The organism is Aquiflexum sp., from assembly GCF_041749095.1.
Classification (GTDB): domain Bacteria; phylum Bacteroidota; class Bacteroidia; order Cytophagales; family Cyclobacteriaceae; genus Aquiflexum.
The window spans coordinates 1-13,152 of the sequence record NZ_JBGTCA010000304.1 but is presented as its reverse complement, the minus strand read 5'-3'; the positions used below and the strand labels follow the sequence as shown (position 1 = coordinate 13,152).

Here is a 13,152-nt window from a genome sequence, read left to right as displayed (position 1 = left end):
CAGGGTACAGGAAGTGACAGAATGGACCATGCTGAGCAATGTCTTCAGCATACAATCTGACTGTCCGGCCAGGGAAAAATTTGGTTATGGAGGCGATATCGTTACCGCAGGTGAAACTTACCTGTACAATTACGACATGTCGTCATTCTATATGAAAACAGCCCGTGATTTTGCCAATGACGCACTTCCAAGCGGCGCCATGACAGAATGTGCACCCGATATAGGCATCAATTTACATGGTGTGGTGGAAGACACCGGGCCTGTAGGCTGGACATTGGCACATCCATTTGTAGTAGAACAGGTATATAGATATTACGGCAATGTTGAATTTGTGAAAGAACAGTATCAGCCAATGAAGGATCTGGTCGAATTTTATAGAAAAAATGTTCCCGATCATATTATTACAGAGGGTATCGGCGACCATGTCAGTATTGATGAAAGACCCACGCCGGTCACGAGTACTGCGTTCTATTTCCATCATGCCAGAATCTTATCGGATATGGCAAACTTGCTTGGAAAAACTGAAGATGCAAACACTTACAAGTCCCTGGCAGGGGAAATCAAAAAAGCGTTCATAAAGGAATTTGTAAACGAACAATCCGGTAAAGTCTATACCCATACGCAAGCCGCCCAGGTTTTTGCACTCTATTATGATCTGTTGCCCGAAAATTTGAAATCCAAAGCAATTGATGTCTTAAAAGATGAGATCCTGATCAGGCACAAAGGACATTTATCTACCGGTATTTTTTCGACAAAATATATGCTCAATTACTTGAGTGATCAGGGGATGGACGAACTCAATTTCACGATGATGAATCAAAAAGATTTTCCGGGTTATGGCTATATGATCAATAATGGTGCTACTACCCTTTGGGAAAACTGGTCGTTCGAGAATGACGATTCCAAAAATCATCCCATGTTCGGTTCAATAAGCGAATGGTTTCACAAATCTATATTGGGTATCCAACAATCGGAAAGTTCCGTCGCTTTTAGCGAAATAGTAATCAAACCATCCATGGTCGGGGATTTGAATTGGGCAAAAGGTCACTATCAGTCAGTAAGAGGCCGGATTGGAAGTGATTGGTGGAAATTCGGAAATGATGTTTTTCTTAATGTTGAGATTCCGGCCAACACAAAAGCTTTGGTGCATGTCCCGATTTTGGATGGAACGTCTCCTGAAGTTTTTGAAGGAGATTTCCTATTGGTCAGAAATGGGAAAACCGATAATCTTCCCGATGGGATTAAACTGGTGAATAAGACAAGAAAGTCTTATGTATTTGAAGTTGGGGGAGGGAAATATCGGTTTGTGGTGAGGAATTAATTGTGGTTTATCGCATTAGCCATAATGTATTAGCTTTTGGCTTATAGTCGGAATTAACCCCAGCCAAAAAAAGTCAATTTTGAATTTTAATGTATTTTATTAACTCACAAAAATATAAGGTCAAATGAAAATTATATTTATATTATTGATTACAACAGTTTTCAGTTTACCATTATGGGCGCAAAATGGAAATAGAATATTTAAAAATAACGACTACATCCGTCTGGTTGAAGGTTCAAATGAATCAAATAAGTATCGGATTGAATTAAAATCAGATATTGATTCGACCTGGAGAAAATGGGAGGACCGTGGATATAATTTTGGCTTTGATTCTAAAGTTACTCCCATGTACACAATGGTTGATGGAATTATTGCTACTCCTTATATGGTACAGGTCCGTGGCAATCATAATGAGAAAAACAAAAAGCGTTGGGGTTTTCATGTATTTGAAGGGTACGCCAATGATGATAAATCCAGAATTACCATGTTGGTCAACAAACATATTGAATTAGGGAAACCGGTTGCCGAATTGTATTACTATGGAAATGTTTATGACCATTCGGCGGCAGCCTACAATTGGTTTCGAATAGGTTCAGATGTAAAGCAGCATTCCTTTCTTTTTAGTAGGGACGAGGCTGTGTTTTATGGATCATTGAAGCTATCTAATGCCTTGACTCTTGGACGAATTGGCAAAGACAATATCAGGAAAGACAAACCTGAAGGTGACGATGAAACGAATCATTTTGAGGATGCCAAGCATGTCAATTACAAATCATTGAAAGATAGCGAAGATGGGACTATATTTTATGACAAAGACAATGATATCGTTGTCATAAAGATAAAGGGCGAGTGGAAAAAGATAGCTATAGAATCATTACCTGAAGGTATAAAATATGATTTCTAAAATATAGACCTTAATATTTTAAAATATGCCAGAATGGGTAAATTGAAGCAATGATGAGTCTGTCAAGACGACACTATCCCGAAAAGTGTGTAAATAGATTTTAGGGATGGTTAGAATTTTAGACGATTATAAAACATGATATTGTATAGTTCTCCTCAAACAATTTGAAAATGAAAATCCATCAATTTGTGCTCCTCTCATTGATTTTATTGGCAGCCATAGCCTGTTCCCCAGACGAAAAAGAATCCAAACCCCCCAACATACTTTTTGTCATAAGCGATGACCAGTCTTTTTTCCACACAAGCTTTGCCGGCAGTAAATTTATCAACACCCCGGCCTTCGATCGTGTGGCTGCCGAAGGAGTGTATTTTACCAATTGCATTGCGGGATCTCCCGGATGTGCGCCTGCCAGAAGCGCCATTGTTACAGGACGGCACCACTGGCAAAATGAACAATCAGGCCAGCACGCCTCTTCTTGGCTGAAGAAACACGTGCCCTTTGTTGACCTGCTTGATGACAACGGATATGCCACCGGTCTCACCGGCAAAGGGGTTGCTCCATTCCAATACGCCCGCGATGAAAAGGACTCATTGTGGAGAGCAACCAATGCTGCCGGTATCCATCACAGCAACATCCGATATACCGCAGAAAACGATGAACGGCCTGCCGACCAGATCAGTGATGTAAACTACTTCGCCAATTTTGTGCATTTTATGGAAAATGTAAGGGATGACCAGCCGTTCTTCTTTTGGTATGGTTCCAGTGAACCACACAGGGCATTTGAAGAGGACTCATGGAAACGAACAGATAAAAAGCCGGAAGATGTTCAGGTGCCGGGATTCTTCCCTGACCATGAAATCGTCCGGGGAGATATGCTCGACTACGCTGTGGAAATCGAATGGTTTGACCTGCATTTGGCGAAAATGATGGAATACCTCGAAGAGATTGGCGAGCTGGACAATACCATTATCATCGTAACCTCTGATAATGGCATGGCCTTCCCCAGGGCCAAAGCCAACAGCTACGAATATGGTGTTCATGTTCCCTTGGCCATACGTTATCCCACATCCTTTCCCAGAGGCAGGATTGTTGATGACCTCATCGGTTTTATAGACTTCGCCCCCACCATCCTGGATCTCACCGGCACCACCCGGGAAGGAATGTTGCCCATGTCGGGACAGAGCATCACACACATTCTCAAATCAGATAAGCAGGGTCTGATCGACCCAACAAAAAAACACGTCTATTCAGGCAGGGAACGCCATTCCTCCTCGCGCCATGCCAACTGGGGCTATCCCCAACGGGCCATACGCAGTCAAGAATACCTCTACATCTGGAATATGAAACCTGACCGTTGGCCCTCCGGCGATCCCGTGCGTATCAAACCGGACAGCGATGGTGAATTGTATCCCATGCATGGCCTGGACGAAAACGGTGTTCATCACTCTGAATGGGCCTATACCGATATCGATGCTGCCCCGACCAAATCATTTATCATCGAAAATATGGATGACGAAAATGTAAAGTCATTTTTTGACCTGACCCATGCCAAACGTCCTGAATTTGAATTGTACAACATCGTGGAGGATCCCTATAATCTGGAAAATCTTGCAGGGAATGCTGAACATACTGCTGTAGAAAAAGAACTGAAAGCAGCACTGTTGGCAGAACTGAAAAAGTCAGAAGATCCCAGGATAGTCGGACCTGATACAGAAATATTCGACTCATACATACGCTACAGTCCGATGCGTGAGTTTCCCCATCCTTCGGTTTACGAAAAGTAAAGAAAAAATCCCGAGGACTTGAATTTGCATTAAATACTTGGTTGATATCCCATATCAGGGAAGCTAGGAAAATTTCCAGTCAATGAACAGATTGAGCAAAAAATGACTAAATCTTAATTAAAACATCCATGAAAATACCTGACCCAAAATCACTTGCCATTATTCTTTTACTATTAACCGGATCGGCCACTCTGCCTTGCCATGCCATTGCCGACAAGGAAAAAGAGAAAGCAGATCGACCGAACATCATGGTGATATTTGCGGATGACTTGGGCTATGGAGATCTGGGGGTTTTCGGGCACCCCAGCTACAAAACGCCCAATCTGGACAGGATGGCCTTTGAGGGACAGAAATGGACGAATTTTTATGTGGCCGCCCCGGTATGTACGCCCAGCCGTGCAGGCCTGCTTACGGGCCGGTTGCCCATCAGGTCAGGCATGTGCAGTGACAAAAGGAGGGTATTGTTTCCCGACTCCAATGGCGGCCTCCCCCAAACAGAGGTCACCATCGCCAGAGCCTTAAAGGAGAGTGGTTATCAAACCGCCGCAGTGGGCAAATGGCACTTGGGGCACCAATCCCCCTACCTTCCCACCGACCATGGCTTTGACAGCTATTTCGGGATACCCTATTCCAATGACATGGACAAGGTGGAGCAAACAGACCATTTTACTTTGGCCGAAAATGAAAGGTACCAGGCTTACAATGTACCGATATTAAGGGATGACAAAGAGGTGGAACGGCCTGCTGACCAAAGAACCATCACCAAGCGCTATACCGAAGAAGCAGTCGAAAAAATCCATAGTCTAAAAGATAATGGCCCCTTCTTCATTTACCTTGCCCATTCCCTGCCCCATATACCCTTGTTCAGGTCTGAAGAATTCAAAGACGTATCTGTAGGCGGAATTTACGGAGATGTGATTGAGGAAATCGACTGGTCGGTAGGGCAGATCCTGGAAACTTTAAAGCGGGAAGGAATAGCCGAAAACACGCTGGTGATTTTCACATCGGACAATGGCCCCTGGCATACCTTCAAGACCCATGGAGGAACAGCGGGCCTGCTGAGAGGTGCCAAGGGGGGAACCTTTGAAGGGGGCATGCGTGTGCCCACGATTTTCTGGTGGCCTGGAAAAATCCGTCCCGCAGTGGTGACAGACATGGGAACCACCATGGATTTAATGCCCACTTTTTGTGCTCTTTCAGGCACCAAACTTCCCGATGACAGGATATATGACGGCTATGATATTTCGTCGTTACTGATGGGAACAGGCGAGGGAGCTAGGGAGACGGTCTTCTACTACTGGGGCGAGCAGGTTTATGCCATCCGGAAGGGAGATTTTAAAGTCCATTTCATCACTCAGGTGGAATATGGCAACCCAACTGCCCATCCGGTCACCAATCCACCGGTACCCTTAAAAAGTGGGGCCACAATACTGGAGGAACCCTTACTGTATAATGTGAATGTGGATCCGGGTGAAAGGTTCAATATTGCGGCTGAGCACCCACAAGTGATTGCAGAAATCAGGGAAATATTGGCAAAGCACAAAGCCTCCTTGGTGCCGGTGGAAAACCAACTGGAAAAATGATGTGGGGAAAATTATCGATTTTAAAACCGATTGATGGCTGTAGATTAGGTGGAGTGTGCCTTTGAGGTAAAAATCAGCTTAAAATTTCGATAGCAAAATTAACTATGAAAAGAAGACATGCCGTAAAAGCGATCGCCCTCACAACCGTTACCCCTCAATTTCTTTTTGGAAAATCACAGGAAACAAAACCTGTAATTGAAGGAATTATCTCCGATCTTAAAGCATCTCAATATGAAAGCAACTGGCACAATTGGCCGGATATGCTTTGGATAGGTCCTGAATATTGGGGCAACAGGCTTCAGGATTGGGAAATCAGGAATGGTAAAGCGGTATGTGTCGTCAGTGAAGAAAACAGGACCCTTCATAGCCTGACACATCAAATTGATGAAAAAGCGGGAAATTTTCAATCCAAGGTTACTTTGGAATGGCTGAACAAAGATGCTCTGGGAAATCAGGAAGCTTATACCGGTTTCAGACTTGGAGCCAAGGGGAAATTTTCTGATTACAGGTCAGCGGCTGTTTTTGGGGAAGGCATTGATTGTGGCATCAATGGTGCCGGTCAACTTTTTATAGGAGAAGAAACAAGTGAAAGTAAAATACCCCTGTCCGGACCATATATCCTACAGCTTGATGCTGAGATCTTTGATAATAAATATGAATTACACCTGCGCCTTTTTGAGCTGGACAATGACAAAGTCGTCTCCTCCATAAGCCTGGGAAATATTTCCAATCAGGACCTCACTGGAAATATAGCCATGGTTTCCCATTTTCCTGATAAAACGGATGGTGGTGATACACCTGCTGTGGCCTTTTCCAAGTGGGTGCTCAGTGGTGCTAAAATCCGTCAAAGCAGGGATCAGGTATTCGGGCCAATCTGTTTTGTACATTATACCCTACATGATGGGATTTTGAAAATGGGAGCGCAACTGGCCCCCGTTGAAAAAATCAATAACCTAAAAGTAAGTTTACAGATTGCCAAAGGGACCGGTTGGGTCAATATACAGGAAGGCAGTCCGGACCCATTGGGAAGGGTGGTCCAATTTAAAGTGGACAATTATAATGCTGAGGAAAAAGTACCCTATCGGGTCAAACTTGAACTGCCCCTCAAAGACGGGATCTATGAATATTATTATGAAGGTTCCATCGCGGAAGAGCCCAAAACAGATAAAGTCAAGTTGGCGGTTTTCAGTTGCAATGCAGATTATGGATTTCCCGATACAGAAGTAAGTGTTCATTCGCTGAAACACAGACCCGATCTTGCGGTATTTCTGGGAGATCAGTTTTACGAAGGCACCGGGGGGTTTGGTATTCAAATTTCCCCTTTGGAAAAATCCAGCCTGGACTATTTAAGGAAATGGTACATGTTTGGCTGGTCTTACAGGGAGATATTCAGAAATATCCCTGCTGCTTTTATTCCCGATGACCATGATGTATATCATGGCAATGTATGGGGTGAATCCGGCAAAAAAGCCCCGACCGAAGAAGGCTGGGGGTTCGTGGCCCAGGATCAGGGTGGATACAAGATGCCTCCGGAATGGGTGAATATGGTGCAACTGACCCAGACGGGCCATTTGCCCGGGCCATTTGATCCGACACCTGTAAAACAGGGAATCACAACTTATTATACCGACTGGGTGTATGGTGGGATCAGCTTTGCCATATTGGAGGACCGAAAATTCAAAACGGCACCGAAAAATATGCTTCCAGAAGAAGCAAAAGTTTTAAACGGTTTTATACAGAATCCCGAATTTGATATTAAGGCCCATTATGACATCGATGCAGAACTTCTCGGGGATAGACAAATGAAGTTTTTGGAACAATGGGTTACGGACTGGAGCAAGGATGCGGAGATGAAAGCGGTACTGTCCCAAACCAATTTCTGTACAGTGGCCACCCTGCCAAAGGGCAGCATTCTCGATGACATCGTACCGAAACTTCCCATTCCCAACCCCGGGGAATATGTGCACGGAGATGCGCCAACTGTAGATATGGATTCCAATGGTTGGCCTCAAAAGTGCAGAGATGAAGCATTAAGGGTTATTAGAAAGGGATTCGCCCTGCATTTGGCAGGGGATCAGCATTTGGGAACAGTGGTCCAATATGGTGTGGAAGAATTCGGCGATGCAGGATTTGCTTTTGCCGGGCCGGCTTTGAATAACGTGTGGCCACGTCGCTGGTGGCCCCCTTTGAATTCCGACCATCAACCTTTGGAAGGTAAAGCTCCATATACCGGAAATTTCCATGATGGCTTTGGTAATAAAATAACGGTACACGCCGCGGCCAATCCCCATAAAACAGGTCAAAAACCCGCGCTTATCTATGACAGGGCTACCGGCTATGCCATGGTAACTTTTGACAAAAATGAAAGAACCATGAAACTGGAATGTTGGCCCAGGTTTATAGACCCTGATAAAAACCCATCCGGCCAATACCAAGGCTGGCCAATAACGATATCCCAAGCTGATAATTATGGAAGAAAAGCCGTTGGGTTTCTTCCCATATTGGATTTGTCAGGAATACAAAATCCTGTGGTGCAGTTGATCAATGACCAAAGTGGTGAAATAGAATATTCTCTAAGGGTAAGATGGAAAAGTTTTCGTCCCAAGGTTTATGAAAAAGGAAAATACACGCTTAACATACAGGATGCAGCCACAGGAAAGGAAAAACGCTTTCCGGGAATCAGGATAGCCAAAAATGAGAATGAGACTTTGAAGGTAATTCTGGGATAAAAAAATATTAGAAGTAATGAAACAAATAAACCCATTTTACGAATTGACAATTTTAGTTGCTTTTGTGCTCACCTGCTTTATAAATCCGGTTTTAGCCCAAGAGGAAAAACCCAACATTCTGCTGATCACCATTGATGACCTCAATGATTGGGTGGGTTATCTGGGTGGACATCCCAAAGTAAAAACCCCGAATATGGATCTGCTGGCAGCAAAAGGGGTGGCTTTTACCAATGCCCACGTACAATCACCTTTATGCAACCCTTCCCGTACCAGTATCCTGACAGGATTAAGGCCCACTACTACCGGAATTTATGGGCTGGGACCGTGGTTCCGGGATCTGGAGCCGTATAAAAATCTGGTCACTCTACCCCAATATTTTGAGCAAAACGGATATGTAACCATGACCACGGGAAAAACCTATCATGATGCCTTTCCACCCAAAGAAGACCAAAGAGATGGCCCCGAATTTACTAAATGGGGTTTTCATGGAGGTTTTTTTCCTCGACCTGAGGAGCCTTTTGTCCCAAATACCGGCCACCCTTTGGTGGACTGGGGCGTATTTCCGGACGAGGATTCCCAGCAGGATGACTGGAAAGTTGCCGATTGGGCAATCGGGCAGTTAAAAGACGTGCCAGGCGATAAACCATTTTTTCTATCGGTTGGATTCCGCCATCCCCACGTGCCTTTATATGCTACCCAGAAGTGGTTTGATCTATATCCGGAAGATGAGATTCTTCTTCCCGAAACCAGGGCGGATGACCGGGATGACATTCCGGAATTTGCTTGGTACCTGCATTGGAACCTACCGGAACCAAGGTTGGCATGGCTGCAGATGAACCATCAGTGGAAACCTAAGGTGAGGGCTTATCTTGCCAGTATAAGCTTTGTGGATATGCTGGTAGGCAGGTTGCTGGATACCCTTGACAAAGAAGGATTGGCCGAAAATACCGTTGTGGTGCTTTTATCCGATCATGGCTATCATTTGGGTACCAAAGATATCAGTGGAAAAAATACCCTCTGGCATGAATCCACCAGGGTGCCCTATATATTTGCAGGTCCCGGGATCCGGGAAAAAGGAAAGGAAAGTGATGCACCGGTGGAACTTTTGGATCTTTTTCCGACACTTACGGATTTGGCAGGACTGTCACCAAAGCAAGGGATTGATGGGCACTCACTGATGCCTATTTTGGAAGATACCGAATATAAAAGGTCTGCCCCGGCGATTTGCAGCCATGGCCCCGGAAACCATGTGGTGGTGACAGAAGAATGGCGTTTTATCCAATATGCAGATGGTTCACGGGAACTTTACAACCGAAAGGAGGATCAACATGAATGGCATAATCTGGCTATCATTGATGGGTATGCACCTGTGATGGAAAAACTAGCGGAATATTTACCCGATAGTGCCGACCCCGCACCCGGTAATAAAACCAGGTTGATTGAAATGATTGATGGAGAACCTTATTGGGAGGGTAAAAAAATCCCCAAAGATGCAAAAGTCCCTATGCAGTATAATTAAGGGAATTAATCTCCTTAATTCGACTTTCTAAATTGTAGATTTACTAGTGTAGAGGCTTTACTAAAGGTTTCTACACTAGTTAATTATATATGTTGAATTTTAATTTTCAAACCCAATATGAAAATTGCCTATCTGTTTTCACTTCTTTTGCTCCTTTATACACCGGGAATTCTTCTGGCCCAGGATGACCTTGATGTGATCAAACCACGATGGGTGAATTTTACGGATGGACACAACGCACTTTACAAGCTCATCACTCAACAGGCCTTAGAGATGCTTGGGGAAAGAGAAAAGGAAATTGCAGCAATTCAAAGTAAAAAAGACTGGAACAAACGTCAGCAATGGAGCAAGGAAAAACTTATGGAGGTAGTAGGGCCATTTCCTTCAAAGAACCCCTTAAATCCTGAAATTACACGCAGTATCCAAAAAGAAGGCTTTCGCATGGAACACATTGTATTTCAGTCCCAGCCTGAATTCTATGTTTCTTCCACCCTTTTTATTCCTGATAACCTTAATTCCAAAAGCCCGGCAATTATCTATTGCAGCGGCCATACCTTGGAATCTTACCGAAGCGCCACTTACCAACAGGTGATCTTAAACCTGGTGAAAAAAGGGTTTATCGTTTTGGCCTTTGATCCCGTAGGCCAGGGAGAGCGGCTTGAATATTTCGATCCCCGCACCAATCTCTCCAGTTTCGGAAATGCAGCTACCAAACAACACATTTACCCCGGTGCGCAGGGATTTATCTCAGCTACCAGCCATGCCAGACACATGATTTGGGATGGCATAAGGGCCGTGGACTATTTGCTCAGCCGACCGGAGGTGGACCCAAAAAGAATTGGCATCACCGGTAGGTCAGGAGGCGGAACACAGGCTTCTTATATTGCTGCTTTTGATGAGCGGATCTACGCATCTGCAGTGGAAAATTACATCACCAACTTCAAAAGACTTTTACTGACTCATGGTCCCCAAGATGCTGAACAAAACTTTTTACATGGTATTGCCAAGGGATTGGACCATCCCGATTTATTATTGGTGAGGGCTCCAAAGCCTAGTTTAATGATCACGACTAGCAGGGACATTTTCAATATACAGGGAGCCAGGGAAACCGCCGCAGAGCTGACCCGCACCTACCAGGCCTTGGGCAAGCCCGAAAACTTCCAGATGGTAGAAGATGATGCTGCCCATGCCTCTACACCAAAAAACAGGGAGGCTATGTACGCTTTTTTCCAACAGCACCTGAACTCACCCGGCTCTCCGGCTGATGAGCCGATGGAAGTATTGAGCAAAGAAGATTTACAGGTAAGTGCTAGCGGACAAATTTTGACCTCCTATCCGAGTAAAAGAATTTTTGATCTCAATAAAGAAAGCTTACGGAATATCAGTTTGTCGGAGGAAGAAACGCGAAATAAGGCCAGGGAATTGTCCGGCTATAAAGCCCCGACAGAAAAGGCAGCCACCATGCTGACAGGCTGGTTTCAGCGCGAGGGATATATAGTGGAAAAATACCTGGCGAAAGGGGAAGGGGATTATTATTTTCCTTTCTTGCTGATGAAACCCGATCGTCCTAACGGAAAAGCGGTGCTTTACCTGGATCCTTACGGAAAAAAAACCGATGCCGGTAAAGGGGATCAAATGGAGGAGCTTGTACTTTCCGGTGCGCTCGTCCTGGCTCCCGACCTTGTAAATATCGGTGAAATGCGACGCGGGGATTTTGTGGGGCAATCCGAATATGAGGGTCAGACCTATACCTTGTGGTTTGGCAGCCTGCTGATTGGTAGAAGTATTGTAGGCATTCAGGCAGGAGATGTCAGCAGGCTTGTCAAAATACTAAAAGAGGATGCCGGAGCTGATCATGTTTACGGACTGGCCAAAGAACAGATGTCGTCAGTTTTGTTACATGCCGCAAACTTTAATCCATCTATTGAAAGAATTGCTTTAATAGATCCCATGCCGAGCTTCCGCTCAATCGTGGAAAATCCGGACTACAACCCCGAAGATATTGATTTTACTGTTGCCGGGGCTTTGCAAAGTTATGATTTGCCCCAGCTTCTGACCTACCTCAATGAGTCAGGGCCACTAATATTGAAAACGAATGCCAATGACAGTGAGGCTACCCAAGCACAGGCCAGCGTAAGAAAGAAGGCCCTTAGTGACTGGATGCTAGCCAAAAACCCTCCTGTGTTAAACAAATAGATCTCAATACCTATAAAGAAGTAGATTGACAGTGCAAAATCTTATATTATTCGCTGTGGGTGAATATTTCATAATTATGTTTATACTGATAGGCTATAGTTTGATTTTTGTACCGGTCTTTCTGAAGGAACCAGTTTGGACATCTATTACCACGTACTTGGGAAATTGTAATTATTGAATTAACTATGAAAAGAAGATCTTTTATCCAAAAAGTCAGTTCGGCCAGCTCTGTATTTATGATGACTCCAGGAGGAATGATAAATAAATCCGGCAGAGAAAACATAAAAAATTATATTTACCCTGAACCCAAAAATCTTGATGATATTTTAACAAAGGATAATCAGGTAATGCTTCGTTTTGAACTCAGGGCCCAATCTTCCGCCCTGCCTGTAAGCGCCCGGTTTAAATTTGAGATATCTAAAGGCAAGCTGGACCGAAAAAAGCATTATTTTTTTGAGGATGATCAAAATGTAACCTATGACAAGGCCGGTTTTGCCAGGTTCCAGGTCAATCAGGCCTATCCACGAATCATTGTGGCCTGGATAGATCAGCCCAGTGAAAATACGGAGGTAAAGCTCTTCCTGAACGGGGCCAAAAAAGCATTTACCCTCAAGGAGCTAATCGAAGAAGCCCAGATAGATTTTGCCGCAAATGAAATCCAGGTAGGCACAAATTACCTGTTGGACCACGAAATAGCTTTTGCCACTCCCCAACAATTGGGAATAAAAGAGCCTCAAGGAGCATTTTCCATTGCAGTGCTGGCCGATACACAGGGAGGAGACCCGGCCACTACTAATAATCTTTCCACCCGGATAAAGATCCATAATGCTTTTAATGTGGATACTGTCCAAATCGTCAACAAGCTGGATCCTCAACCAGCCTTTAGTCTAGTACTGGGTGATGTGGTAGATAACCAAGGGGAAAAGCAACATTTCGAGGTCATGCACGAGTACCTTAAAGAAATAAAATCACCGGTGTTATATGCTGTGGGAAATCACGAAACCCGATATTCAGCCCAGTTCAGCCCTGGGTATAAGATGGAGGAGTTAAATAATTATTTTGACGCCCAAAAGGCCATCAATGGCACGGAATGGATACTTTACAGCTTTAATCTGG

General features: G+C 44.4%; 8 protein-coding genes. All 8 read left to right on the top strand.

Annotated features, from left to right (window positions below; all coding sequences use genetic code 11):
* Positions 1 to 1,321, top strand: a 1,321-nt coding sequence (locus tag ACEW8O_RS13970; RefSeq protein ID WP_373495242.1) for an alpha-L-rhamnosidase C-terminal domain-containing protein, incomplete at its 5' end; no start/stop codon positions are given.
* 124 nt (positions 1,322 to 1,445) lie between these two features.
* Positions 1,446 to 2,225 (top strand): hypothetical protein, encoded by a 780-nt coding sequence (locus ACEW8O_RS13965; RefSeq protein ID WP_373495241.1) that lies wholly within the window; start codon positions 1,446 to 1,448, stop codon positions 2,223 to 2,225.
* A 170-nt stretch (positions 2,226 to 2,395) separates the two neighbouring features.
* Positions 2,396 to 4,009, top strand: a complete 1,614-nt coding sequence (locus ACEW8O_RS13960) for a sulfatase (protein ID WP_373495240.1) — start codon at positions 2,396 to 2,398, stop codon at positions 4,007 to 4,009.
* A 128-nt stretch (positions 4,010 to 4,137) separates the two neighbouring features.
* Positions 4,138 to 5,592 carry a sulfatase gene (locus ACEW8O_RS13955; protein ID WP_373495239.1) on the top strand — a complete coding sequence of 485 codons (1,455 nt, stop codon included), beginning with the start codon at positions 4,138 to 4,140 and terminating at the stop codon, positions 5,590 to 5,592.
* 104 nt (positions 5,593 to 5,696) lie between these two features.
* The gene (locus ACEW8O_RS13950; protein WP_373495238.1) at positions 5,697 to 8,321 is read left to right on the top strand and encodes an alkaline phosphatase D family protein; all 2,625 of its coding nucleotides are present in this window, start codon (positions 5,697 to 5,699) and stop codon (positions 8,319 to 8,321) included.
* A gap of 16 nt (positions 8,322 to 8,337) precedes the next feature.
* Positions 8,338 to 9,840 carry a sulfatase gene (locus ACEW8O_RS13945; RefSeq protein WP_373495237.1) on the top strand — a complete coding sequence of 501 codons (1,503 nt, stop codon included), beginning with the start codon at positions 8,338 to 8,340 and terminating at the stop codon, positions 9,838 to 9,840.
* 117 nt (positions 9,841 to 9,957) lie between these two features.
* Positions 9,958 to 12,036, top strand: a complete 2,079-nt coding sequence (locus tag ACEW8O_RS13940; protein ID WP_373495236.1) for an alpha/beta hydrolase family protein — start codon at positions 9,958 to 9,960, stop codon at positions 12,034 to 12,036.
* Between the two features lie 185 nt (positions 12,037 to 12,221).
* A partial coding sequence (locus tag ACEW8O_RS13935) for a metallophosphoesterase (RefSeq protein ID WP_373495235.1) occupies positions 12,222 to 13,152 on the top strand: 931 nt, incomplete at its 3' end.